This is a genomic window from Tenacibaculum sp. 190524A05c (assembly GCF_964036595.1).
Lineage (GTDB): Bacteria > Bacteroidota > Bacteroidia > Flavobacteriales > Flavobacteriaceae > Polaribacter > Polaribacter platacis.
Map to the genome: position 1 here is coordinate 3618786 of NZ_OZ038523.1, position 26568 is coordinate 3645353.

The 26568-nt window shown below is 29.6% G+C and carries 31 protein-coding genes and 1 other RNA gene; 2 read left to right on the plus strand and 30 right to left on the minus strand.

From position 1 onward, the window contains the following. Positions 1-120: 120 nt before the first annotated feature. Positions 121-518: a transfer-messenger RNA gene (gene ssrA / locus ABNT61_RS16155) on the plus strand. A 42-nt stretch (positions 519-560) separates the two neighbouring features. Here the strand turns inward: ssrA and ABNT61_RS16160 are convergent. The 4 genes from ABNT61_RS16160 to ABNT61_RS16175 form a co-directional block, all read right to left on the minus strand. Next, entirely contained in the window at positions 561-1550 is a 990-nt protein-coding gene (locus tag ABNT61_RS16160) for a hypothetical protein (RefSeq protein WP_348743971.1), read from the minus strand. 7 nt (positions 1551-1557) lie between these two features. Beyond that, positions 1558-2058 carry a DinB family protein gene (locus ABNT61_RS16165; protein ID WP_348743972.1) on the minus strand — a complete coding sequence of 167 codons (501 nt, stop codon included), beginning with the start codon at positions 2056-2058 and terminating at the stop codon, positions 1558-1560. A gap of 79 nt (positions 2059-2137) precedes the next feature. After that, the gene (locus ABNT61_RS16170) at positions 2138-3430 is read right to left on the minus strand and encodes an alpha/beta hydrolase (protein ID WP_348743973.1); all 1293 of its coding nucleotides are present in this window, start codon (positions 3428-3430) and stop codon (positions 2138-2140) included. Between the two features lie 217 nt (positions 3431-3647). Continuing rightward, positions 3648-4505, minus strand: coding sequence for a DUF4437 domain-containing protein (locus ABNT61_RS16175; protein ID WP_348743974.1), 858 nt, complete (start codon positions 4503-4505; stop codon positions 3648-3650). Between the two features lie 329 nt (positions 4506-4834). On the opposite strand from ABNT61_RS16175, the gene ABNT61_RS16180 reads away from it, so the two are divergent. Further along, positions 4835-5116: a hypothetical protein gene (locus ABNT61_RS16180; RefSeq protein WP_348743975.1), complete on the plus strand. Its 282-nt coding sequence runs from the start codon at positions 4835-4837 to the stop codon at positions 5114-5116. Between the two features lie 125 nt (positions 5117-5241). On the opposite strand, the gene ABNT61_RS16185 is transcribed toward ABNT61_RS16180, so the two are convergent. The 26 genes from ABNT61_RS16185 to ABNT61_RS16310 all read right to left on the minus strand — a co-directional run bounded on the left by ABNT61_RS16185 (position 5242) and on the right by ABNT61_RS16310 (position 26486). Then, on the minus strand, positions 5242-5601 hold the full coding sequence (locus ABNT61_RS16185) for a hypothetical protein (protein ID WP_348743976.1): 360 nt from the start codon (positions 5599-5601) through the stop codon (positions 5242-5244). Between the two features lie 102 nt (positions 5602-5703). Continuing rightward, a complete protein-coding gene (locus ABNT61_RS16190) occupies positions 5704-6933 on the minus strand; it encodes an alpha/beta hydrolase-fold protein (RefSeq protein WP_348743977.1) in 1230 nt (409 codons plus the stop codon). Positions 6934-7067: 134 nt separating this feature from the next. Further along, a complete protein-coding gene (locus tag ABNT61_RS16195; RefSeq protein ID WP_348743978.1) occupies positions 7068-7472 on the minus strand; it encodes a hypothetical protein in 405 nt (134 codons plus the stop codon). Positions 7473-7954: 482 nt separating this feature from the next. Next, positions 7955-8974 (minus strand): alpha/beta hydrolase, encoded by a 1020-nt coding sequence (locus ABNT61_RS16200; protein ID WP_348743979.1) that lies wholly within the window; start codon positions 8972-8974, stop codon positions 7955-7957. Positions 8975-9062: 88 nt separating this feature from the next. Then, positions 9063-9983, minus strand: coding sequence for a hypothetical protein (locus ABNT61_RS16205; RefSeq protein WP_348709690.1), 921 nt, complete (start codon positions 9981-9983; stop codon positions 9063-9065). Between the two features lie 85 nt (positions 9984-10068). Next, positions 10069-10755 carry a hypothetical protein gene (locus tag ABNT61_RS16210; protein WP_348743980.1) on the minus strand — a complete coding sequence of 229 codons (687 nt, stop codon included), beginning with the start codon at positions 10753-10755 and terminating at the stop codon, positions 10069-10071. Between the two features lie 83 nt (positions 10756-10838). Continuing rightward, entirely contained in the window at positions 10839-11543 is a 705-nt protein-coding gene (locus ABNT61_RS16215) for a YARHG domain-containing protein (RefSeq protein ID WP_348743981.1), read from the minus strand. A 22-nt stretch (positions 11544-11565) separates the two neighbouring features. After that, positions 11566-12648, minus strand: a complete 1083-nt coding sequence (locus ABNT61_RS16220; protein ID WP_348743982.1) for an NADH:flavin oxidoreductase — start codon at positions 12646-12648, stop codon at positions 11566-11568. Positions 12649-12667: 19 nt separating this feature from the next. Further along, positions 12668-13867: an alpha/beta hydrolase-fold protein gene (locus tag ABNT61_RS16225; protein WP_348743983.1), complete on the minus strand. Its 1200-nt coding sequence runs from the start codon at positions 13865-13867 to the stop codon at positions 12668-12670. A gap of 48 nt (positions 13868-13915) precedes the next feature. Then, entirely contained in the window at positions 13916-14356 is a 441-nt protein-coding gene (locus ABNT61_RS16230; protein ID WP_348743984.1) for a hypothetical protein, read from the minus strand. Between the two features lie 73 nt (positions 14357-14429). Continuing rightward, positions 14430-15047, minus strand: a complete 618-nt coding sequence (locus ABNT61_RS16235) for a Crp/Fnr family transcriptional regulator (protein WP_348743985.1) — start codon at positions 15045-15047, stop codon at positions 14430-14432. A 47-nt stretch (positions 15048-15094) separates the two neighbouring features. Continuing rightward, positions 15095-15541 carry a DUF1572 family protein gene (locus ABNT61_RS16240; RefSeq protein ID WP_348743986.1) on the minus strand — a complete coding sequence of 149 codons (447 nt, stop codon included), beginning with the start codon at positions 15539-15541 and terminating at the stop codon, positions 15095-15097. Positions 15542-15697: 156 nt separating this feature from the next. After that, positions 15698-16231 carry a hypothetical protein gene (locus tag ABNT61_RS16245; protein WP_348743987.1) on the minus strand — a complete coding sequence of 178 codons (534 nt, stop codon included), beginning with the start codon at positions 16229-16231 and terminating at the stop codon, positions 15698-15700. 87 nt (positions 16232-16318) lie between these two features. Next, positions 16319-16768: a hypothetical protein gene (locus ABNT61_RS16250; protein ID WP_348743988.1), complete on the minus strand. Its 450-nt coding sequence runs from the start codon at positions 16766-16768 to the stop codon at positions 16319-16321. Positions 16769-16828: 60 nt separating this feature from the next. Beyond that, on the minus strand, positions 16829-18136 hold the full coding sequence (locus ABNT61_RS16255; RefSeq protein ID WP_348743989.1) for a DKNYY domain-containing protein: 1308 nt from the start codon (positions 18134-18136) through the stop codon (positions 16829-16831). Next, positions 18133-18648 carry a hypothetical protein gene (locus tag ABNT61_RS16260; RefSeq protein ID WP_348743990.1) on the minus strand — a complete coding sequence of 172 codons (516 nt, stop codon included), beginning with the start codon at positions 18646-18648 and terminating at the stop codon, positions 18133-18135. The genes ABNT61_RS16255 and ABNT61_RS16260 overlap by 4 nt, the downstream gene beginning before the upstream one ends. 23 nt (positions 18649-18671) lie before the next feature. Beyond that, a complete protein-coding gene (locus ABNT61_RS16265; RefSeq protein WP_348743991.1) occupies positions 18672-18863 on the minus strand; it encodes a hypothetical protein in 192 nt (63 codons plus the stop codon). Positions 18864-18990: 127 nt separating this feature from the next. After that, positions 18991-19422 carry a carboxymuconolactone decarboxylase family protein gene (locus ABNT61_RS16270; RefSeq protein ID WP_348709678.1) on the minus strand — a complete coding sequence of 144 codons (432 nt, stop codon included), beginning with the start codon at positions 19420-19422 and terminating at the stop codon, positions 18991-18993. Between the two features lie 65 nt (positions 19423-19487). Continuing rightward, positions 19488-20060 (minus strand): Crp/Fnr family transcriptional regulator, encoded by a 573-nt coding sequence (locus ABNT61_RS16275; protein WP_348743992.1) that lies wholly within the window; start codon positions 20058-20060, stop codon positions 19488-19490. A gap of 93 nt (positions 20061-20153) precedes the next feature. Beyond that, positions 20154-20606, minus strand: a complete 453-nt coding sequence (locus ABNT61_RS16280; protein WP_348743993.1) for a DUF2750 domain-containing protein — start codon at positions 20604-20606, stop codon at positions 20154-20156. A gap of 34 nt (positions 20607-20640) precedes the next feature. Further along, on the minus strand, positions 20641-21354 hold the full coding sequence (locus ABNT61_RS16285; RefSeq protein WP_348743994.1) for a hypothetical protein: 714 nt from the start codon (positions 21352-21354) through the stop codon (positions 20641-20643). 77 nt (positions 21355-21431) lie between these two features. Beyond that, the gene (locus tag ABNT61_RS16290; RefSeq protein WP_348743995.1) at positions 21432-22325 is read right to left on the minus strand and encodes a tetratricopeptide repeat protein; all 894 of its coding nucleotides are present in this window, start codon (positions 22323-22325) and stop codon (positions 21432-21434) included. Between the two features lie 28 nt (positions 22326-22353). Continuing rightward, positions 22354-23637: a hypothetical protein gene (locus ABNT61_RS16295; protein WP_348743996.1), complete on the minus strand. Its 1284-nt coding sequence runs from the start codon at positions 23635-23637 to the stop codon at positions 22354-22356. 395 nt (positions 23638-24032) lie between these two features. Then, the gene (locus ABNT61_RS16300; protein ID WP_348743997.1) at positions 24033-25661 is read right to left on the minus strand and encodes a hypothetical protein; all 1629 of its coding nucleotides are present in this window, start codon (positions 25659-25661) and stop codon (positions 24033-24035) included. A 152-nt stretch (positions 25662-25813) separates the two neighbouring features. Beyond that, entirely contained in the window at positions 25814-26233 is a 420-nt protein-coding gene (locus tag ABNT61_RS16305; RefSeq protein WP_348743998.1) for a hypothetical protein, read from the minus strand. Between the two features lie 25 nt (positions 26234-26258). After that, positions 26259-26486 carry a hypothetical protein gene (locus tag ABNT61_RS16310; RefSeq protein WP_348743999.1) on the minus strand — a complete coding sequence of 76 codons (228 nt, stop codon included), beginning with the start codon at positions 26484-26486 and terminating at the stop codon, positions 26259-26261. Between the last annotated feature and the right edge of the window lie 82 nt (positions 26487-26568).

Below are 26568 nucleotides of genomic sequence, written 5' to 3' on the forward strand. Positions count from 1 at the left end.
AATAATCTAAACTTGTTTTTATATTTGTGGTCCGACTTTTTAAGATGTATTCGGTCAGAATGACACTTTGTTGATTTTGGTATATATTTTGAAAAAAAGGAAACATATCATTGACATATTGGGGACGACTGGTTTTGACAGCAAGACTAGTGAAATTGTAAGCATACCGAGGACTGAAATGATTCTCGTTAAACTTATTTCAACAATTTAAATGGCGAAAATAATTACGCTTTAGCTGCTTAATAATCCGAATTATAGTAAGATTCAAGCCTAGGCGCACGAGGTGCGCAAGCTAAATGTCCACGGAAAGCCTTGGTTTACGGCGTTTCATTTATGGGCATCATAAAAGTAAACATAGAAAACTTAGCACTTCGATAAGTTTTCGAAACTAAAGAAGATAAGCTAAAAGTGGATGGTTTTTAGTCAGCTTTTGGTCGAAAATTAAATAAAAACTAAGTATGTAGAAAGCTCTTGAGCTACTTGTTTGGACCCGAGTTCGATTCTCGGCGTCTCCACAAATATTAAAATCCGGTAGCTAGTGTTACTGGATTTTTTGTTTTCTAATCGCATATTTGTTTCAGAACCCAATTCATTAATTCTTTTTTATCAATAGCATTCCAAGTGGATTGTACATTTTTCTTTTTTGAAGGATTATCTCCAGGTTGAAATACAATTAATTCTGTCTTTTCATTACCAGCGAGTCGTTGTTCTGCTATGAATCCAACTAAATCAGTTGTGTTATTCTCGTATAAAGTTCTGTACTGCTTTGTTAATTTATACTTTATAGCAGGTTCAACATAAGCTCTAATGGCTAAGTTTTTATAAAGGCTTATGTTTCTATTTTCTTTATCGAAGAAACTATAGGCAGAAAACTCATGATACTTCTCTGGTTGCGTTTGAGGAGTTCCACCCAAATGAGTTTCGAGCATATAATTTATGAATTTAGGTTCCCATAAGTTATTTTTCTGGATTCTTATTTCTCTCTCATGTTGATGCCATTTCCTCGTCCAATCTAACGTAAAATTACAAATCACAATTCCCTTTGTGTTAAGCTGAAATTCATAATTTTTATCTGTAGAAACTTTTATGTATCGCATTGCTCTGTGTCCAGTTAAACTAGCACCTAAAAAGAAAATATTCTTGTTCGGTAGTTTATGTTTTAGAAATGCTTTTTGAATTTCTTCATGAGCGGAACGAATCGAGTTTACTGAAAAATAGAAATCAAAAGGAATTTCTGTAGATACCGATAATACAGCAAATCCTTTTTTATTTGCTTGCTTGTAAAGTTGTTTCGCGCTGATGTTTTTTTTATCGAATCCAGAACCTTCTAGGAATATTAGTGTTCCATTAATTTCTTTTGATTTTGGTAGTTGCAAAGTATATCCTCTTTGGATAAAAGAGAAAAAATCTTTCTCTCCATTACCAATTCGTATACTGTCTTTTTGTAAAGGAGAATATTCTTCAATAGTTTCTTGGGCACTCGTTATTTGACAAAGCAATGAAAAGCCCAAAAAGATAAATAAGTGAAGTGCTATTTTTCTGTTATTCATGTTCTAATTACGACAAGGAAGTTTTGTCGTTTAAATATTTAATGATAATTCCGAGTTGACCGAGATGATAAATATCGTGATGAAGTATTCCTTTCAGCAAAAAGTTATAGTTAAAATTTCCCTTAAAATCAGTATCGTAATATTCTTCGTGGAGAAATTGATCGTCTTTTTCTTTTAGCAATTTTATAAGTTCATATAAACTAGAATCATATTCTGACTTTATATTTTTCCAGCCTTTTAGCTTTAATTGATTATTTGATAACCAATTTTCTTCACAATCGTCAGTTTTACTTCCTTTACCAGTTTTAATTTTTAAGATAGCTTCTTTACGCCATAACGTAAGATGAGAAATGATTTCAGCAATGCTATGTAAGTCTTTTTTAGGACGAATAAATATTAGCTCATCCGAAACACGATTGAGTTTTTTCTCATACGAACCACCAATCCAATTCTGACCGTTTTGAATTTCTATTAATTGTTCAAGGATATGATTAAGAAGAATATTCATTGTATTGCTAATTACTTGAATTAAAGCTAAAAAGAAATATACAAATTGTAAATGTACTCTATGTATTAAATGAGTTATTCTACTTTTTTAAAAACTTCATTAGAAGTTGATTGAAAAATTCTGGGTTTTCTTCAGGAAAATAATGAGTTTCATTTGGAAGAATAGCTAATTGAGCATCCTTAATAGCCTCGTACATTTTAATGGTATGAATGTTCTTGATTTCATCATGATCTCCAGCCATTATTAAGGTTTTTGATTTGATAACTTTCAGATCATCATAGTCAAGTTTAGGATAATATGCCATTAACTTGTATAAAGAAATGAACAAATCATTACTATTATTTTTATTTGTTTTTTCAAGTTCTTTAATCGTAGAGAACATGTTATCTAAATCTTTTAAACCTTGCGGATTAATATTGGCACCTATTGCTACAAGTTTATCAACTTTTGCAGGGTATTTCATGGCCATAATTAAACCAATAATTCCACCATCACTCCATCCAACAACATGTGCTTTTGTAATGCCAATTTTATCTAAAAACAAATTAATATCATTGGCTTCTAAGGTATAGGTTAATTCAGTTGAATAGTCAAATGAAGAATTTCCTCTTCCTCTACAATCTACAAGTATTACTTTATAATGCTTTGAAAAAAGCTCAACTTGATTGATAAAAGCACTCATTGATTGCCCATTACCATGAAGAAATAATAATGGAGTTCCTTCACCATAAGTCTCGTAGTATAATTTTACATTATTAACATCAACAAATTTTCCGTTTTTACTATTTCCAATTATGTTTTTACCGGTTAATTGTAAAGAATACTTTCCTTTAAACGGAGCATCTTTTGAATACTGAATGGTAAAGTTTTTTGCTCTTACGATATTGCTTTTTCGAATACCTTCGTCCCAAGTATCTTCAGAATGCGCTTTCTCAAAACTATGATTAGAAATGTCAAGTGTTTTCCACTTACCATTTTTCATTTTTAGTTTAACTTCAAAATTATCATAAAAATAGTCTCCATTTCCTTGACAGAAAGCGCCAAAATAAAGATTGCTCGCACCCTTATCTACTTTTCCTGAAATTTCAAATTTTTTCCAGTCTTTAGAAACAACTTTACTTTTATCATAAGCGTCATTTCTAAAGAATCCATAAGTTTTATCTTTCTTATCTATTCTCACCCATAATGCAGATTTTCCTTTTGTACCATCATCTGTTTTTCTTAGATATGCTGATACTTTAAATTCAGCTTCTTCATACATAGAAACATCTATAGATTGAGAATAAGCTGTCCAGTCTTTATTGATTGTTTTCGTTTGAGCAAATGCTGAAAAAACAAATAGACAAAGGAGTAATGGTAAATTATTTTTCATAGATTTTTAATGGTTGGTTATTTTATTAAAACTAGAATGTTTTAACGGGGGATAAATATAAACCAAACTTTAAATTTTGGCTCGGTTTAACCAAATAAAATATTTCCTTTCAACTCACTTTTGTAGATTGAATAATATCAAAATTGATAAGTCGATAGTATAAGGAAAAGTATTGTTTTAAGCTAAAAATCTATGTTTTTTGATTTAGAAAATTCAACTATTTCACATATAAATCTCCGTTGGTTCTAAAATATAAAATCGTTTCTCCATTTGAGGAATTGGAAATTGTATGAGTAGCTTTATCTTTGGAACCAAAATAACTTCCCGTATCTAATATTTTCTTCTCTTTGTTTTGAGGCATTGTATAGTTTAAATTTCCCTGAACAACAACGGCATGAACAACAGTTCCAGTAGTTTTAATTTCGCCTTTAAATTTTTTAGGAAGTTTTACAAATAGACTTTTAAAACCATTTTTATTTACTGTATTTAATAGAAAACTAATTTCAGCAGTATTGTTTTTATCAATCCAATTTGTTTTGGTGTTATTTAGCCAAACAATATTTGAAACATCTATATTTATTGGTCTTTCTCCATTGTCGTGAGCTTCACTTATGGGTTTTACTAAATACGGGCCTTCATTTATTTCAACTAAAGCAATATTTTCATCTCCTTTAGCGGAAGTAATATGAGATTCGCCAGCGGGTTGTGTCCAAAAAGAACCAGGTTTCATCCACATGTTTTCAGCTTTTGGATCGTCGTTATGTACTAAACCTTTTATGACTACTGCTCTATAGGTAACATTATGAATGTGAGGAGGAGATGAGAATCCATCAACGAATTTTGCTAAAAACCCAGTTCCTACATTTCCTTTTCGATCTCCCCAAATTGTTCCAGCTTGCGGGCTTTTGTCTCCTCTAGCAGGGTTCAATTTTTCCCAGACAATATCTGAACTTAAAAGAACTTTGTTGGTCGGGTTTATAATTTCTTGATCCTTTTTTGATTTATCAAGTTCTTTTGTAGTACAGGAAACAAATAATCCAATAACCGTTAGCGTATATATAAATGTTGATTTCATCTTAAAAGTAATTTACTCATACAAATCTAGTTGGGGAGAAGGTTAATAACAATACCTATCAAAAATGATAGTAGGGAATTTAACGAAATTTTAAACCTATTTATTGATGTTTTGGTAGTTGTAAATTATTCCTTCTAGTAATCTACGCCTTTATTCTAATAAAACCATGTTTAGTTCCATTTTACTGAATAACAAAGCTTTAATTTCTGAATTTTATGTTGTAATCAAAACAAATAAATTAATTAAGTAGCTACTATAATGTTTTGAAAACAATGGCCGTATCCGAAAAGCCAGTAATAAATAGAGTAGGACCATTAAAATAAAATATCATGTCAAATAATTTAACAGCCATTGGTTTTGTAGGCGAATGGAAAGACTTAAACGGAACATTAATTACAGTAGTGCCAACTTCTTTTAAAGGGAATGAAGGGTATTACGAAGTGAAATATTCGAATGGAAGAGGTCCTTTTATTGGATCTTCTTTTACACAAATTTATCCTCCTGTATTGGATGTAGACTTTACTGATGACGGAGGAGATAAATCAGGTCAACTTTCTGAGAACGGAGAGTTGATAAAGTGGAACAACGGAACTGAGTGGAGAAAGCTATAGTTTTGTAGCTCTAATTGGTATATCAATTTTTATTGTTTAATGGGATTGGCATAGTTATAATGATTGATATACTTTTTTAGTTAGATAAAAAAAACAGCGATTTTATATCGCTGTTTTTATGTGATTTAAATAAGGTCAACTACTTTTTTGGCTCTTTCAATTTCTTCCATCCAAATTTCAATATTATTAACAATAAAAATCAATTCGGTTCCATTTTCAAGAGTAAATGCTAATGTGTTGTTTAATATGTTTAGAGATGTAATACTTTGAAAAACATTCACCTCACTCAATTCAATATATTCTATCTTTTTATTAAAGTTGAATTTATGAGGTAAGAAAATCAATCTTTCAGAAGTTAGAAATAATTTTCCTCCTATTGAAACTCCACTTCTAAACAAGTTTGCTTCACCAGCATAGATTTCAGATTCTGTAGTTTTATATTCTGGTTGTAAATCTCCAGTTAATAGTTCAATTAGTAATTTCATAAACAGTTATTTTATTATGTAAGTATTGTCGACAATTTTTTATTATCAGTAGTCGAATTTCACAAAATGTTACATTCAGAATTAAAAAATGTAATGAATGTATTACTTAATCTGTTCTATTTTAGTTTTATAAATATTGATGTTGTCATCATCATTTTTAATAGCTAAATGAAGTGCTTTTTGATAATGATTTTTAGCTTTTTCTTTATTTCCTGTACTAAAAAAAGCATCGCCCAAACTGGCTTGAAGTATAGCGGAATCAGGAAACTTTTCTTGTCCGTGATTTAGGATTTCGATTGCTTGATTTGGATGATTATGTTTTAAATAAAACTGAGCATACCTATTAAACCATAAATCTCTTGTTTTGGTTTTATAGTAATCTTTAAATTCGTTCATAAAAAGCGTAAAAGACTCGAAATTATTCTCTTTCATTGCTTGTAATAAAAGAAAATGTTTGGTGCTTTTATGGATAGCTTTTGAGATATCATATTTCCTTCCTCGTTCAACAAAGTGTTTTTTTAATTGATCAATTCCACCAAAGTCTTCAAACTCTTTTAAAGATTTAAATCGTAAGTACACATAATCGTTAAAATATAAATTTAATCCTTTGTGGATTGTTAAAGTTGGAGTAGAATGATGATTTTCATCTTCGTATAATTCATATTTCCATTTCAGTTTTGATGAATTGTTATCACGAAGAATTTTTTGCAGTTTTTCAATAGAAGAAAGAGCCCAATTTTCATTAAAACCTAAAGTAACGTATATAAGTTCTGTTGGATTTTTGTTTAGTGATAGTTTGTTTGATAACTTTTGAAGTCTTTCATCAGTTAAATGAGTTGGACTAGATATAAAATAAGCGGAAAAGAGATTATGAGTACTCGTTAGAATTTCAATAGCTAATCCTCCAGCCATTTCCCAGCCAAACAGATATCTTTTTGAGGAGGTTCTATAATTGTTTTCTAAGTACGGAACGAGTTCAGAATTCAAAAACTGAATGAATTTTTTAGAGTCGCTTGAAAATAGTTTTCTTCTTTGGCGATTATTGGTTTTTATACCTACAACAATAAAATCTGGAGTTTTGTCTTGCCATTTTAACGTATGTTGATAAAGTACTCCATTTAGAAAATATCTTTGTCCATCAATAATATAAAGAACTGGGTAATTAGTTTTTACGCTCTTATAATTCTCAGGAATATAAATTGTAACTTCTCTTTTTTCTTTAAGAATTTTTGAATTTATCCAATGGTTTTTACCAATGGAATTAGGTTTACTTTCCTGCGCATTACTTGAAAAATACAGGAAGGTTAAGAAGAATAAAAGTACTCTAATCATAGTTCAGCTATTGATGTTTTAAATATAGCTAAACTTTAATATTACTAATTAGTTATAACCAGTTTAGAAGTGTTAAATAACTTCTTTTTAACTTTTGTTATAACAATTGTAATTGATTTTTTATTACAAAATATTTACTCTGGGTCTGATATCTTTTTATAACGATCAAAAGCTCCTTCAAATCCGAAATATCGTAGAATTTCAGCGGAATCTCCATCATCATTATAATGAAAGTCCATCATTGCACCAGCGCAATCAAAATCCGCTTTGATTATAGAATCTGTTGTAAAAGTATATGTTCCGCCACAGGGAAATTCATCAGTAGAAAAAGTAGCGTCTTCTAAAAATGTTAGAGTTGGTCCATTTTCAATGACAGTAAAAGTAGAAGGGACTCCATTATAAACTTCGGTTTTTTTCCAGACACCATAAAGGTTATTTAGATCGAATCCTGGTTCTTCTTCTTTAATTGTTGATTGTTCTTTGGTGCACGAGATAAGAGTAAAGGTAAATACGCCTAGCAATAAAATTATTCTTTTCATAGTTCATAAGTTTGAAGATATAAAGTTACAGTATTTATTTCTTTTTGTGAACTATATGGGCTTATCTCATTTTGTAAAAGGGTTTCAACTTAAAAAAAATCACCCTTTTTTTAATTCGTATTTAACAATAAAATAAAGAACAGAAAAAGAAATTAAAAATATTGCCAAATAGTAAAAGCCAAGAAGAGAGGTTTCTGAATCTGATTCTCCAATTAAAAAAGGAAACATAAGTAATGACAACATTCCTAAGATTCCAAACACAACTAATGAGATAATTTTCGCTCCGAGATAAACTTTTTTCATAATAATTGTAGTTAAGTTTTATTGTAGAATATCTAGATTTCATAGTGTCATATTCTACACTATAAATTTACTGAATTTGTAGCTTTTTTCTAAATAGATTGAATGTAAATAGATCAAATAATATATGAACAGTTGATTTTAATATATGAATGAAATGTAATATCAAAAGAATTAGATATTTAATCTAATATAGATTTTATCATCAATAAAATTTCTTGATTTATTTTATCGGCATTTTCTTTTTGGGTAATTATTTCTCCATGGTTTCCATTAAGAATAAACTGTTTACCATTTGATGAAAGTTCTTTCATTTCCCTTTGCATTTCCATCCATATTTGAATTTGTTGCTCAGGATCAATTCCTTGTTTGCGATATTTTTCTTTTTGAGTTTCCCTGTACTGTTCAGTAGCAGTAAATACCAAAATAGGTAGAGAGTCTAGTTGACTAGAACGCCCAGCCCGATGTAAAATATCCTTATTGATATCATTTTCCTTTAAATATCTTCGGTATACTTGTCCAGAATGCGACGTTAGTTTACGAGATCGAATATGACACTCTTTTGGCAATCCATCATTTCTAAAACTAGAATTATTTATTGTATTCAATAGTCCTATAATTCCTAAATCTGCAAGAACAGTTCCCACTTTTATTAATCCCAATTGACTTTTCGGAACTAGTTCTTTTTGAGCCAATCGTTTCCATTGTTCTGGATGACTAGAGTCTAAGAAAACCATTCCCAGAACTTCATCAGGATATACATCTCTAAAAATTCTATTATAAGGTCCACCCATTGAATGACCAACTAAAATATATGGAGGTTTTTCGTTGATTTTATCGAGCAAATCATGTAATTGTTTAGCATAAAACTCTGGATGTATGCTATCCTTAGTAGACTCGCTAAACCATTTTCCTTCTCTATCATAAAGAATAACTCTAAATTTTTTATTTAAACCTTTTGAAACCCAGTGAAACATATCTGTAGAGCTATTTGCACCAGCTTCCAAAATAATTGTAGGGTAATTGTTTCTTTCTCCTTCTACTCGAACATGTAGTTTGGTCCCATTGATATCAACTAGCTTTCCTGGTGGTATTGGTTTTGAGTCAAATATTCTAAAACATAATCCTGCTAATAATACAAGAATTAATAACCCTGTCATTATTTTACCTATCCACTTTAGTATTGTTAGAATTAACTTCATGTTTTAAATTCTTTGGATTAAATTTTTAGCAATTTTACGACCACTTATTAGATAATAAAAAAGAATACTTAATTCTATTAGATTTGAATTAATTGAGTTTGATTTCTTTTGTTAGTTTTTCAAACTCCTTTAAGGTTGTTTCATAATCATTTTTAGCAATTGCATTAATTAAAATAGCGCGACTCCCTTTTACTAGTCCAATAGCTTTAATATAAACTTTTTTACTATTTAGTATTCCTATTATTAAGGTTTCATAACATTTAGCCCCATTTAAGGTATTTCTTTTTGAAACCATTTTTTCTGATATAATTAGTCCTTTACTTTTTAAAGAACTTAAACTGTTATTAACAATAAGTTCTGGATCCATCCTCGCTGGGTCATGCGGTAATTGGGTAATAGTGTAGAAAGAATCTCCTAAATGAGTTTCTTTTTTCATGCCATTTTTGGTGTATAAATATACATTCGAAGTAGCTCTAGAAAACTTATAAGCACTTTTTGATTCATCAATTTTAAAAAAAGCAATTTCAAAAGGATCTACTTTTCGGTTTTTATCATATGTAATATTGAAAAAAGAATTCTTTATTTCTGTTAGTTTATTTTTTTCGAAACTAGATAATATGGCCATTGCCATAACAGAGAAATCACTGTCTCCAAAAACGATTTGTAAACTAATTTGATTTTGATTTACTTTTAAAAGCGCCATTTTTGCGGGATAATTATCAACTTTTAAATCTTTAAATTCCATAACTGTAATTCCATTTCTTTCGAAATTTTCTCTAGTAAAATCCTTGGCATTAGAATAAAAACTCCCTCCGAATAGATCATAAAATTGAATAATTGAATTTTCATCTTTAAAACCGATAAAATCTTTAGATGGTTTGTAGTTTTTAGGAGGAGATATGTAAATATGTGTTCCAGGGACAAGTTTGTTAGGGTTTTGGTTATTAGTAGTTTGCGCGAATGTGAAAGCCCCTATTACTAATAAAACACACAACAATTTAATTTTCATGTTCTTTAAAATTTTAAAACTTCGAAATTAATATTTTTACTTAGTTTTAGTAAATAATGTTTACCTGAAATTTATTTAATAAGGTCTAGGTATAAATAATATTTAGTAGGATTATTCTTTTGATTAAGAAATTATCCAGTTTGATGTTTTCTCTGGTTAAAATAATCGAAAGAGTACTAGGATGTCTTAAATCACCTGTGTTTTCTATGAATTCTATATATTTCTTAAGAAATTGTGATTTTATTTTTACTCCTTTAAGTGCTTTTAGGTATTTGCCCGTTAAGTTAGCTTGCAAACTATTCTTAGCGAATAAAAGTGTTTCATTAAGACTCTTTTTATTGTCATTAAAGTAAAACTCGGCATGAGTATTTATAATTCTTCCATTTGGATTTAGGCATTTGTAGCTTGCAATTATTGCTTTTCCTTTATTTTTTTTTACACCATGTCTAGAATTACCTAGAAAAACCGTGTCCGTAAGACAATATATTTGTCTTTTTAGGACACTATTATCAAAAGTGTTTTTCATTTTCGTAGAAAGCAACTCTTTTGGTAATAATTTTTCTTCTGAAACTTCAGTAATTAATTTGTAATAAGCATCTTGTAAAGAAACGCTAGGGTATCTTTTCTTTAGTATATTTTCTTCAAAGTCTTGGAGTAAAAAGTTTAATGTTTTTACATTTTGTTTTCCTAAAATTTCTTCAAATTCTTTTTGTTGAGAATGTATTGTGAGTGCACAAAATAGAAGTACAATACAAAGTTTAATTTTTCTCATAGCATTTTTTTAATATCCTATCTAGTCCTTTGTCTAAATAGAATTGTCTGTTGATAAATTAAAAATAATTTTTTTCGAATGTATTATTTAATTTCTAATTTTTGAATTAAATCAACATTATATAGTTCAATTTCAGTTAAAAATTTTGTTACATTGATATGCTCAGAACGATACCAATCTTGTTTTTTAAAATACTTTTCCATAGCGCCACCTTTTTTAAAAGTAAATCCATATCGAGCAAAAATTTCATTTCTCATGAGTTTTAGATCTTGGGGACTCATATCTTTCAGTTCTTGAAGAGTTAGTTTTCTAATCGAAGCTTTTGTGTATTTTCCATAGTAAATATGCTCGAACTTAAGAGGAGATTTAACTCCAAATTCGAACTCGCTATCTTCAATCCAACCTGTCCAAGGATTCTCAATTTTCAGACCTTTTACATACTTGCCAGAGTCGGATTTGTATTTCATAAACCAACCTGAATGTTGATCGCTGGTTAACTTTCCATTTTTTCCGATAGTAATATTGGTAAGTGTAATATATTTATATTTCCATTGAGGTGCGTTTTCTGCCCAATAGCCCATTTTAACTTGACCTATGATACAATCTTTTGAGAAGAATAATATAAAATCTGATTCACTTTCACTTTCACCAAAATGATAATTTCCCGAATATTCAATTTCAAATTTTGGAATCCATGGAGATAATTTAGAGGAATCAATTTCTTGTCCGCCTATGTATTGTCCTAAAGCGAAATGCGATACGAAAAACATAAAGAATACTATTCTCATAGGGTTAATTTTTTAAATTAAATTATTTTGTTTCAACAAAATCTGGCCATCTTTTCATGTATGTTATAAACTTTTCACCTAAACCTTCTTTTTTCAAATAGTCTTCAGTAACCGGAGTATCTTTAGCTATAAAGTTTTCATCCTGAATTACACGTTCCGGAAAATCATGATGAAGAATTCCTGAGCGCCCGATAGTAACAAAATCTACTCCCGCTTTGATCATGTTTTGAACATCATCTCCGTTTCTAATTTTTCCAGCCACAGTTAATTTTACATTTTTAAAATCAATAGATGTAAAATGACCAAGTAATGATTGATTTTGATGTTCTTTTTCCTCAGGTAGTTTATACACATCCCAAAGTGAAATGTCTAAAAAGTCAATTTTAGATTCCGCAATTAATTGCTCACAAATCTGTTTTACTTCAGAAAGCTCAAGACCAAAACGTTCTGGTGAGAGTCTAACTCCTAATAGAAATTTATTGCCACAAGTAGCTCTTATTCCATCAATAATTTCGAATAAAATTCGTGCTCTGTTTTCTAAACTTCCTCCATATTTATCGGATCTTTTATTAATAGTTGTACTTAAAAACTGAGTGATAATATAGCCATGAGCTCCATGAACTTCAACTCCGTCATAACCGCTTTTTTGAGCTCGTTGTGCAGCAGCAATAAAATCATTTTTCAATTGCTTAATTTCTTCTAAAGAAAGTTCTCTAGCTCCGTACTTTTCGTTTTGAGAAGGACAAAGTGGTGCTTCACCAATTAACTCTTTAGGAGATCTCATTCCAGCGTGATGAATTTGAACAACAGCAAGACTTCCATGAGATTTAATTTCTTGACTTAATCTTTTATGGCCTTCAATGTGTTCATCAGAAAAAATACCTAATTGACCAGGGAATCCTTTTCCAGTGGCTTGCACATGTGAAGCACAAGTCATGACCAATCCAAATTGTCCTTTTGCTCTCATGGTTAACCATCTGAATTCATCATCGGAAAGTTTTCCATCTTCATAACTTTGGGTATTGGTTAATGGAGCTAACATGAATTTGTTTTTCATGGCAAGTCCGCAAGAGAATTCAACAGGAGTTGTTAGTATTGTTTTCATGTAGTTTTGGTAACTATTTTTATTTTTTTAAGTCCGCAATAGCCGCTTTGTACTTTTTTGAACTGTTACTATTTTCTGATACTGCAAAATTATATGCTTTTTCTAAATATTCCTTGGCTTTATTTGTTTGATTGTTTTCTCTAAAGGCTATTCCTAAATAGTAGTTGGCTAAATGTGAAGTAGGGTAGAGTTCAGTCCAATATTGAAAAATTTCAATGGCTTCTTTTGGCTCTTTTCGTGCTAATCTTCGACCAACATTTTTAAGACAACTCATACTATATAATCTATCTGCATTTGGATAAGTTTCAAAACCATATTCATCCGAGAGTTTTTTATAAAAAGCTAGAATGTTTTCTTTGGCAGATCCTTCTTTTTCAATTAGCTCTAGATAATCAATCATCCATTTTTTCTTCGGAAAGATAAATTCAAAAGCGTTTATTAATCCAGGTAAAATAACATCGGTATGACCTTCTCCTTCTATTATTTCCGCTTTTATGTGAATATTTAGATTGTTGAATTTAGAGAGTTTCGAATTAAAATCTTCAATGTTTTTGGTAATGAAAGGTTGAGATTCTGTGTCTTTACCTCCTGAAACTACATATAGATAGTTGTGCTTCAATCTAGATTTTTCATATAATGCTTCAAGATTATCAATAAGTCGTTCATCTTTCTTATAGCCATCTCCGATAATATTTCCCGCGGCAAAACAGATATAAGCTTGAAACAAGTTGGGTTTGTGCAATAAAGTATGTAATCCGATTATTGATGATGGAGAAAAGCCAATTAGAGTTTTAAAACTATTTACACGATATTTTTTCTCTATTAAAGGTAACAGGTCATATTCTAGAAATTGAACAAACTTCTCTTGATTATCGCCATAATTATATTTTCTATTTCGATTATTACTATACAAGTTTGGAGCAAAATAACTTCTATGTTTTTCTCCAGGACTCATTGAAATTACAATAGATTCTGGCATTCGTGAAGTACTACTTATTTGATTTACAATTGCACTGGTAGTGTTGAATAACAAACCTTTATCTAGAATTAAAATGATTGGATATTTCTTTGTTGATTTATGGTAGTCCTTGGGTAAGGCAATATGTAACGTTCTGGTTTCATCAATATGTTTTGAATCTATATCTAAATGCTCAATTTTTGTTTGAGCTCCAAGAGCATTGAAAACTAGAAATAGTACTATTAATATTTTAGGTCTCATTATTTTAGTTGTTGTTATTGTTGAACTCATTTGAAAATGACGTCTGAATTAATCTTCACCTAAGATGAAGGATTTGAAAATGTATTTCCAAGGCATAAAAATGATTGGAATAAGTATCAAAATAAATATTTGCGACCAATCGAGAGCTTCACTATTTGCAAGTGTTCCGTTTTGCCACATCGGATAAGCAACAAATACTAACCATAGCGCTTTATAAAAAATCATAAATATCATAATTGGTAACATTTTAAGCGTATGAAAAATACCAATTCCAGATAGTGTAGTGTAAGCCGCAATTGAGCACCAAGCAACTGCAATTTCTGGATTCCATTCGCCTTTATGAGTTAGAAGTTCTGCCCAAGCATCACTAGAAGCAAAAACAAACATGAGTAAAAAGAAGAGTTTGAGAACGTAAATTTGTATTGGTCTAATACCTTTATGTTCATCAGACGGACGAAACAAATATTTGATAAATTTTAGTAGTTTCATGTGAATTATATGTGTTTGCGCAAAGGTCTATCTTTACAAAAAAGCTACACTTCACATTTGTGAAGAAATCAAATTAAGATAGTTCTTGTCTAATTCTACTTAAACTTCCAGGGTTTAATCCTAAATACGAAGCGATGTAAATCAATGGAACATTCTGTACAATTGAAGGATGCGCTTTCATTAGTTTGATATATCTTTCTTTACCCGACAATGTGGTAAAATCTATAATTCTTTGTTTGCTAGATTCTAAATGGAAATGCAATACTTTTTCGGTATACTCTTGAGAAGTTAAACCAATATGCGATGCTTTATCAACGTTCTTTTTCGTAATACGAAGTAATTCACAATCTGTTATACAGTGTAAATTCTCGTTAGATACAGTTTGATTAATAAAGTGATAATAGGAAGTAAAGAAGCGAGGTCCGCTATTAATATCTGTTGTTACTTCATTACCATTTTCATCATGATGAAAATTACGCATGTGACCTGAAACTATAAAGTTATGGTATTTATGAACAGTTCCTTCTTGTTCAATAATAGTTCCTTTTTTCACAAAAACAGGCTCGAATATTTTTTTACATTCTTCTTGATCCCTTTCTGGAATATCAACAAGATGTCTTACATAATCGAAGAACGATTGAAAAAGAGAATTAACTTGTTGTTCTGATGTTATAGTTTCAAGATTTTTCATTCAAAGCTAAAGTTGAATTTAAATTGGATTACTCCGTCAAACTAATTTTATTCGTCTAGTAGTCTTCTATGATAATTTACTTGTCCTAAATGATAGGTAAGGTGTTTGATTAAATGCACCATAAAAAACTCGATTGATTCCGGTTTAGAGAACTTTAAAATAGGATACTCCTTTTTAAGGTCTGCTTCAGAAAGAGGACTAAGTGAACTTTTTATCATCTCCTTGGTTTCCTCAATACTTTTTATCAAGGTGTTTCGAGATACATTTTGCTGAGAAAATTCTAATTCTCTATTTCTTACATAACCTGTTTTACCAACTTCTTTGCCCACAAAAGTGTGTAAGTTTCCAACTAAGTGTAGACTTAAATTTCCTGCTGAATTGGTGATGTTTTTTTCTAATTTCCAGATATTTTCTTCGTTGATATACAATTCTAATTCAGAAATTAGAGCGTTTAATTCATTTTCAAAAAATGTTATTAATTCTGATGCAGTCATGAGTAAGGTTTATCAATGTATTAAGATACTCTTTTTAAAATAGAGTAAACTGACTTCGAAATTGGCGAATTTTTAAAAGACAAGTTGGATTTAACTTTATAAATATTTGTTAATTAAAGTTAAATTAGATTTTTAGCATAGAAAGTCTTGGTAAGGTTAAATCTTGCTCTTGACAAAATCGATTAACTTAGAAAAATTTTCTTTCCCAATTTCGTTTTCACCAATCGCCATAATATTTGCTTCCTCTTGATTTAAGACTAAAAGTAAATTTGAATCGATTATTTTAAACTTTTTGAAATCTTTCCAGTCCGTCTCTGTTTTTGTGTCATTATAGATGTAAATAATAGTATCGTCATTAAATTCGAAAATACCTGTTGTTGAATCAAATTCGCCTTCGTTAATTTGTTGTCTCACATTTTCGAAGCTTTCGTTTTTAAGTTTATAATACAATTGAAACCTTAAATATGCTTTTATAATGAAAACGAAACCTAATACAATGAAGACGTTTCCTAAATAGGACTTATCCATTAAAATTAGAATTCCAATTAATGTAGAAATTAAACCTACTAATAGTGTTTCTCTACCTTCTTTAAAGTATTTTTTATAAGCTAAAGGTAGGATTAACTTTACTTGATGTAAGTAAATGTCTCGGTTAAATGGAATTGTAAATCTCAATTGAATAGGTTTCACGTAGCATTATTTTTTTAAGTAGAAATTTATTTATGAATATAATCTAAATCTAAGATTATTAATAAATAATGTTTAGCTAAGGTTATTTTAATTAGTAGTTAATAACTTGGTAATGAATTTGTCATATTCGGGAAATTCAATGTTTTCGTTTTGAATTATGAATTGATCAATTTTTATCATTTTTTCAGCATTCAGAGATTGTCCTAAAAGCTCAAATGTTCCTATGATAGCTGATGCAAGTATGTGCGAAGGAACCGTGTCTACAGGAAATATTTTTATATCGATTAGACTAATTTCAAAACATTGATCGGTTGTATTAATGGTTTTGAGTATATGATCAATTGCATCCATAATATAGCTTTTTATGGATTTCATATATGTTGTTTCTTCAAAATTAGAATTATGAGATGTCCAATCTTTCCATACACATTTATCTATCACTTTAGAAATTTTAGTACCACTGGTAAATTCTAATTCAACTCCACCAAAACGCCCTCTACCATTTAATTGTTTTTTATAGAGATATTCTTTTTTCATATAGCTTGTAAAGATTTGGGATTAAAAGATAACAAGACAATTTAGATTACTCATTTGTTTCTAGTTTTCTTTCCAGAACATACTTTTTAACTCAAATTTTTCTTCTGATGTATTCAGCTCAAACTCCAAAACATTTCCTTTAAAACAATTTTGGTGTTCATCTTTCTCCAATCCCCAAGAAGTAAATGTGACAATATTTTTATCCGTAAAATCATAGTCAAAAGTAAAATAGTTGTCTTCAAGTTCTAATACACACTGCTCTGATTGATTTTTAATAAGGTTTTTAATTCCTTTTCCAAAGAGTTGGTTAAACTCAATTTTTTCGAAAGAATTTTCAGTGAATAAGAAAGAATTGATATCCTTTCCGTCACCGACAATATCATTGGTAATTATTAACGTTTTAGCCGATGTAAGTTGATATATTGATAATGTCCAGAAACCATCTACAACTTGAATTCCTAAGGTGTTTGGTTTGATATATGTAATGTTATTAAACATTTTGGTTGAATCAACTAGAAAATTATTTTTTTCGATAAAGTCAACTGTTTTAATTCTATTTTCTTGAGTCCATTCCCAACTGGTCATGGTTTGTTTAGGTAAAAGTTTTAAGATGTCGAGTATTTTTTGATGCTTTAAATAGTCTATAGAAATAGTATCCGCGTGCTTTTTATTTTCTTTTTTAATTCGCGTTATCGTATTTGGAGGAATAAACTCCCATTCTTTAGTTTCATCTCCAATTATGAATTTATGTTCATACTCTTGAATAATATTTCTTTTGTCTTCTGATTTGTAATGAAATGTTTTTGAGTCCGCTTCGTCAAAAATTTCATTATGCTTATAAACATGTTTTTTATCTGTTGCAAAAAAGAAAAATTCGGGTCCATCAATCACTTTAAAGGATTCTCCATCGGCATTAGGAATTAGTTCTCCCCTGAAGTACACATTTTTTCCATCTGAGGCATATTCTTTATTGAGGTATTTAAATTTTCTAGAATTTGCTTGATCCAATTTAATTTTGCTGAAATAACAAACTCCACAATCTTTATAATCTAAACAGGTTATGTCAATTGGGTAATATACGTTGTTTTTGTCTTTAGCATATTTAGTTCCGGGCAGAACCTTAAAAGATGCAATATCAATTCCTTTTAAAGGTTTAATGTTACAAGCTATTTCTCCTCCGAAAATTGAATCTCCAATTCTAGTATAACCATCAATACTTGCGTTTTTTTGAAGAGCAATCCATTTTATTTCATTTTTAGAATAAGCTATAGTTCTATCTACTATGTTAGTTCGTTCAAAATTCGATTTTGGATTTTTGCATGAAATCAAAAAAGTAGATAGAATCAAAGAGGTAACTAGTTTTTTCATTTACTTTTAATTATTGCTTTTACTTTAAACTGTTTTTGACCTTTGTCGGGCAATAACTCTTGTAAATTCTGGTTAAAAATACTCTTTAAAAATTCCCAATCACTTACGTTCAAACTACCATTGCCGTTTTTGTCAAGATTATCTATTAAACTAATATTGCCTATTCGGTTAAAGTTCTCTCTGAATGTCATAAAATCTTTCCTCCATATAATAAGTCCGTAAGATCCTAATTGATAAGGCTTAATTTCAGGATGTTCATTCCACATTTTATCAGTCTCTTTTTCTGAGTATTTGAAAAAGTTAGCTTTAATGTTTCCAATACCAAAGAACATATGTTCTATTACTTCGTCAATTGAGGGCAGGTTAGTTTGTTCTATATTTGTAGCTGCAAATGTGAAATTTTGAAGACTTTTATTTTTGTATACACTTGTACAGATAATAACCTTATATTTTCCATCATCAGTAAGAAATGCCAAAACATCTCCCTGGTTTATATCTTTAATTTTATTCAATTTCTTTTTCTTAATCCGTTATTTTATTTTTCTCCTTTTTTTAATTTCAAATAATTAGAAACATTGACCACAGCAACAATTAACCAGACGACTCTAACAATCCAGATATTAATAGATATACCAAATAAAGTATGTGGTTCAGTTTCTCCTAAATACCCAAGAAATACCAATGCCGCGGCAATTCCTAGAAAAAGATTAAGGTTTTTAGTGTTCATATAATTTTTTTAAAGTGATAATGTAATATTCCGAGTTTTAATGCTTAACTAAGGTAATAAAAAAGTGCAAAACATATTTGTTCTGCACTTGATAAGCCATCGACTAAAACTCTAACTTTTTAAGTACTTATTGCATTTTTGTACTTATGGCTATTCTATTCCAAGCGTTTATTGTTGTTGCCGTCATAATAATTGCGATAATGGTTTTATCGTCAAATACTTCTTGAGCATGTTGATAGGTTTTATCCGATAATCCATTTTGGTTAATTAACGTGATTTCTTCTGTAATTTTAAGAAGAACCTCTTCGTCTTTAGAAAATAGAGATGATTCTTTCCAAGCATTTAGCATATGCAAACGTTGATGTGTTTCACCTGCTTTTAGTGCTTCTTCGGTATGCATATTAATACAATAGGCGCAGCCATTAAGTTGCGAGGCTCTCATTTTAATTAGAGAAATCTGTTTTTTGTTAAGCGGTGAATCTGTAAGAAACTGTTCTAAAGCAAACATTCCTTCAAATGCTTTAGGTTCTGATTGATAAATATTAACTCTTTGTCCCATTTTTTACTATGAATTTTAATTTGAACAAAGATCAAAACAGAAAAAGCGAATCTTCTTAAGCCAGTTTAAGAAAAGTGTTTTGCTCTAATTTCACTGACATATTCAGGCGTTAATCCAAGAAAGGATGCAATTAGATATTGAGGAACTCGTTGAGCAAAATCAGGATGATGTTCGATAAAATGAAAATAGCGTTCTGCTTTAGAAGCTTCATAAACATATTTAATTCGATATAAAGAGGCTCCGTAAGCAATTTGATAAATAATCCTAAAATAACGCTCCAGCTTGGGAAACTGAGTCAATAATTTTTCTTGATTTTCTTTTGAAATAGATAGGACTTTAGAATTTTCTACCGTTTGAATATAGAATGAACTTTCTTTATTTCTATAGAAACTAAGCACATCATTAATCCACCAATTTTCAATAGCAAATTGAACAGATTGATTTTCTCCCTTATCATTTATAAAATACATATTCAAACAACCGTTAATGACAAAAAAGTTATGTTTAGCAACATTTTTAATCGCATCTAAATTCTTTTTCTTTTTAAGGTCAACATATTCAAAATACTTTTCAACTTCCTGAAATTCTTGTTCAGTTATGGAAATGTATAATCGTAAATGGTTGAATAATTCTTTCACGATGTTGATTGTTTTGTGTGTTGTTTAAAGGTGAGTTTTTCTATTAACGAAATAAATAGTTGGTCCTTATCTTTATTAACCGCTTTTACAGCATTAAATTACATCTTTTACTTGATTTTCTATATCATTGATGCCATCGAATTTTTTAAATTCTAATTTTTTATCAATGTTTTTTAATTCATTTGATAAGTCAAGAATTAGCTCATAAGGATCGGCTTCAAAACCAAATAAATTTTGGTCAAATTGAGTTCCTACAAGAAGTCCGTCATTTCCCATTCCAACACACCAATTTTCCATAAAGTCTGATAAGGATATTTCTGTAAGTTTATATTCTGACCAACCATCCTTGATACATGATTTTGCTAATGCCTTTTCAGCCCAAAAACAAATAATACCTACAGGTTCTCCATCCTCATCTTCATAATGAACTGATGCAGAGCTTGCGAATCCTTCATGATTTTTAAGTCCCCATACAATTTCAGAATTACAGACTGATTTTATAAACCTTTCATGTCTTTTTTCAATTAAAATTGAATCTTGAATCATTCTTATGTTGAATTAAGTTTATTCTAAGTAGACATTAATTATTAAAATCTACAGTTTGACTTTTAGTTGCTCCTGCGTTTATAAGTAGAGTTTCGGTTACAGTAGTTGAAACGCCATTAATTTTACGAATAACATCAAATTTAACAGGTACATTTGCTGGTATTTCTATTGTTTTTATTTGACTAGGTTGATTTCCCCAACCTATTGCAGTTGAATTGAATGATTGTTTAAATCCATCCGGGACTTCGGTAGAAAAATCAGTAGAAAAATAATCGCCAGGATTTTTATCGTCTAAATTTAAAACTGTAAGATTTAAAAATGCTTTTTTAGGAATATTTAAATAGATGTTCTTAGATGTATTTCGTTCTAATTCTAGAAGTTCTATTCGGTTATGGAATCCCGGGATATACGTGTTTTCGTCTATTTCATATTCCAAGTGGTAGTATCCTTCGTTAATTTCATCATCACGTATAAAAAAACTTAAATCGAAGTTTCCTTGAGAATCCGTTTCAGTTATTGCTTTAGTTCTAATAGTACCGCCACCTATAAATGATGTAAATAGTTTCCATTTTACGGTAAGCTTCACGTTAGGTATAGGAACCGTTGCATTATCTGTCATTATTCTTCCTACAATTTCAGTGCAATCACTTTGGCAGTTTTGACTTATTAGATCATTTTCTTTTTTAGAACAGCTGATAAAAAGAAGGATTCCAATGCATGCAATTAAACTTAATTTTGATGTTTTCATTTTTCCTAGTTTATTGGTTTATATTCTAGACTTTAAAATGTTATAATGGTTGCGTTGTAATTCGTTAAAATTGAGGTTTATTCCTGTAACTCGATTATTTGTTGTTTCGCAAATTGCTTTGCTTCCTCATTTCCAAATTCTGCAGTTTTTTTATAGTATTCTATAGCCTTTTTGTTATCACCTTTAAGCTTGTAAGCTTGGGCAATATTACCTAAAACGATATAATCTTTTGGACGTATTTTTTCAGCTTTTAAAAGAGGTTTAATAGCTTTATCGTATTCTCCTGTTATTAGATAAGTCACTGAAAGATTAGATAGGTTTTCAACATGATTTGGATGATGTTCAAGAACTTTTAAAGCAATTTCTCTCATGTATTTAATCAAACTATCTTTTCCCGTGTTATACAATTGGAATTGATAATTTTGAATACTTAATAGAAAATCGGTTTCATTTCCATCATATTTTTCATGATCTGTCCATGTCCAGTTGTTTTTGTTTTTTACTGAATAGTCTATTGTCTTTAGAATTTCAGAGGTGAAAGCATCCCAATTTTCAATTTGTCCGAGTGCATATATTTTTCCAAAACGCATGTCCAATCGGTTTGGATAGAGTTTAATTCCTTCGTCTATTTTGGCAAGACCGTTTTCTACATCAGTTGGATTATAAAATATCTCACTTCCTAAGAATCCTGCATTTTGGTCCAAACTATCTTTTATTACAAGACTTTCACCTAGGGGTTCATCTGTTGTCAAAGCAAGAACTTCTTTACGCGATTTCATGAAATAATAATTGAAATAACTCGTAAAAAGTTCCGCGTCTTTTGGAGTTTTAGATTGCCATTTCTTTAAAGTTTTTAATTGATTTATGGTGTCATTTGTCTCACAGTACTTTTGGAATTCCGATTTATAATCTTGACTAAATCCTAATTGTGAGATTAAAATGATTATTAAAGTTATAAGTGTTTTCCTCATTCTATAAGTCTTAATTTTTTAAAGTTAATTAAAAGATATGTTTCCAAATCTTACCACCATATCCTGAAATAAAACCAGTACCATTATAAAAATCAATATCAAGAGCATACTCGGCATTCCTAAGTTCAAATTTGTTAATCCAAGTTTTACCTCCATCTAAAGTTTCAAATACAATATGTTTACTATAATTAGTATCAGATGAGATTCCTATTCCTTTGTTTTTATCAATGAAGTAAAAATCATGTATTCTTTTATCGCTAGTTTCTTCCCAAACTGAAGAAATACTATTAGAGAAATATAACTTATCATCAAAACCAGAAGTTTTTCTTATATGATAAGCTTCAGAGTCATTAATTAGTTGAACATTATTAACAACTTTGTCAAAATTGGTATAACTGTATGCATTTCCTGTTTTGTACATTAAGACAGGCTCATCACCATTAGGACCACTTTCCCCTGAAGCGATCAATGTATTGTTAAATACACTTAAATGAAAGAATTCGGTATATCCACTTCCTTCGTTACTGTTGGGATAATCATATACCAAATTAAAATTCGAGTTATCTTCTGTATGATATATTTCTCCTTTAGTGGTTAGTAAATATCCGTTTGTAGGAGAAGAAAAGTATATTTGAATGATTGATTTATAGACGAAAATATTCTCAAAAATTTTACTAAAAGTTGCACCACCATCATCTGTATAATATAATATTGAATTTGAATTGTCTCTAATTTCAACCCATCCTAAATTTTCATTTAAAAAAAACATAGAGGAACCAATATAATGTTCGAAGTCTTTTACTAATTCCCATTCATATCCTCCATCTATTGTTTTGTATAATTTTGTGCCAGCAGAGACAAAGGCAGTATTTTCACTTACCATTTTTACACTATTCGCATTGAAAGAGTCGAAGTTAAATCTTAAAGGAAATGTTCCAAAAAGATTTAATGGAGCTGAATGTACAACCGAGTTGTTTTCAAGAAATAGTAATTCAAACAATTCATTGTTTACCGTTGGGACTATAACTTTAATCTCTTGTGGTTTTTTCTCCAAAGGAGGTATAAATGATAAGTTTTGAATCTCATCATTAACAGTTTTAAACTTGAAACTTGAGATTTTATCTAAATTATTCCCTATTACAGTTATGGTGTCTCCTATTCTTACTTTTTCTTGCAATATTTCCGAAATTTCTATTTCGTCAGAAACAATTGGATCGTTGTCTACTGGGGAATTATCTATTGGGTCCTCCATATCTGTGTTAGAACAAGAAACAAGAATCAAAGCGATAATAAAGGTATATGCGTATTTCATAGGTCTGTTTTATTTTTTTGTTTAAAAATTGTTGAGGATATTATTTACTCGAATTAATTTTTTTAGATAAGTTGGTGGTTTTCGGATATTATGATGAATTTATTTAGAACAATAAATATTTGTTCATTTTACATTGTTTTAAATGAATATTATTAATAAGATTAAATTACCGTTGAAGAAATTTAATCGCAATTAATAGTACACCTAATTACCAGTTTTACTTGTGATTCTTTATTCATTTTTAACATTACTTGCAACATTATCGCGTAAGAATAGTGCTAACTTAAATGAACTAATTTCATTTAAACACAAGAGGTCTTTATGTTTACTTACTTTCGTGTCAGTTATTAAACCATTATTATTTTTATACAATTCTGATAACTGGCTATTTTCAATTATTCGATATTCAATTTAAAGAAATAAGTATACTCTTCTTGATTAACATTCGTATTGTAAGCTCTACAGAATATTAATGTATTATCATCCATAAACACCATAGAGGTATTTTCCGTTGGTGGTAATTCAGGATATTCATAAACAATACTCATGTCATTAAAATTGTATAATTTGTTAAAATCAGATAAATAGATATTATTGGGACTACATGCTTTGATATCTGTGTCAAATGTTCTAATCACATTTAAATTTGCATCTAACTGAAAATGTTCCCAAAAAACATTTTGGTTATCATCAGACAAGAGGATAAATGGAGTAGGAAAGGATACACCATTAGGCCAAACAGGATAGTTGGCATCAATATTTATAGAGTTTTGATCTACTAAGAACGTATACATTCGCCCATTACTTGTATTACTTTCACCTGCGTAAATGGTATTATTCGTATTATTTATTTCAATGTCTCCATGACTTAAGGCGTCTGTTGAAGTACTAATAAAATTTCCATTATTTCCATCATAAAGATAAAAGCCCGTACTTCCAGATGTTGGAGGGTCACGATGACAATATAATACGTTATTATTGCCAACCTCGATTTTATGAATTCCCCAACCGTTCGTGTTTGTTACAAAGGTAGTAGCTTCTAAGGTGTCTAAATTCAATTTAGTTATTTTTTCTACTCTCTCTTGACACAGAAATAAATACTGTCCATCGGGAGAGATATCTAAGTCTGCAAACCTATGATCCTCTAATATATGAGAATTTATTTCAAAAGTATTTGATCCATTATCAATGATTAAAATTCCATATTTGTCACTTTCATTACTGTTTGATTGGGGTCTAACTATAGCATAAATTTTTGATCTTATAGGGTCCTTTATCAATTTGTATACATAATAGGGGAATTCTATAAAAATACCTGGATGCATACTCACGATATTACTTCCAATAGGATGCGTATAATTTTCTGTTGTATTTACAACAACTTGATATTCATAGTCTTCAATGAAAGACGAAAATTGAGTGTCTTCAAATTCAATAGTGTTGATATCTTGAATTTCAATTATTGGATCAGAATTTTCTTTGTAAATACTGTATGATACAAAGTCGTTACCTTCATATTTAGTCCAATTAAGTTTTACCGATTTTCCCGTATTTATGGCAGTCAGTTTTATCTGATTCGATAGTAGAATCGAGTCTTTTACCATAAGATTCTCTGAAGGAATTGAAGCTTCTAGAAATATAGTATGATTTCCCTTAGTTAGCGATTTACTAATCTCACTTTCTAAATTATCATTCGGATTGCCTTGAAATAAGATGCCGTCTATACTACTTCTCCAAGTAACCTCAATCTGACTAGCACTTAGTTCAATAGAATTATTATTATAAGTGATATTTATATAACCTGAAAATGTTTTATCATCATAAGGGTTTTCAAAAATTCCATCATACCCTTGATCATGATAAGAATAATCTCTTGTTTGTATAGGCGAACTAATAGTCGCAGTAAAGTTTGAAATATTTTTAACCGGATCATCTCCATTACCATTATCGGGAAGTGGATCATTATTAGAAGTACAACCAGTAATAAAAGTTAAGATTAATGTTAGATAAAATAGTTTTCTCATAATATTGTTTAAATTTTTCATTCTCTAGCTTGATTTTTACCAACGTTTTGTGTTTGGTTATTTGCGATTTTTTGTTTGTAAAGTTAATTAAAAGAAGTGAACTTATTGTTTTGAGAGATTTAGTCTGAAGAAATAAATCTGCAAGCAATTAACTATAAATTCAGTAGTGTATTCGTTTTTTTTATTTTTCCTTCTGCAATTGTTTCATTTATAGATCTAAAAGGATGATTTCCTCCTTTTACCCATTTTTCGTTAATATATTTAACCTTAAAATACCGAATTCTCTCTATTGGGTCAGGAATACTAATATCTAAACAATCTTTTTCATTTGGTGTGTAATCAAAATCAAAACTATTTACCTTTGAGTTTAATAGTGATAAGATATTTTCAACTGTTATATTATTACCTAAATCATTTTTAGGTATAACTATTTTACCTAATAGTAATGAGTTCTTTTGTCCTTTATATTTTGTTAAACTCCATGAATACCCATCTAAGAAATCATTTGTATTGGATTCAGTATTTGTTGTTAAACAGGAGCAAAATATGATGTTTTCTTTTTCTTTACACATAGTATAAGTTTTTCTTAGCTGTGACTTATTGTTTTCTTAATAAATCAGTTGCTTTTCTATATTCAATTAATAATTTTTTACATTCCTTTTCAGAAATACCAAACTTCAGTCCGAAACCACCGGGTGGTGGTGGGCTTAAATCTCCAATCTGAAGAACATAATCAATTATATATTCTCTAATTGTCATATATGTTACCATACAGCCAGATTCATAATTAGTAAAATAATCAGTTTCAGAGATTGCTTTAAGCACTATATTTCTTTCTCTTTCGGATATTGGATTTTTTTTCGGGAAAAAGACACCAGTCCTTTTCTATTATTTTCGGAAAGATAAT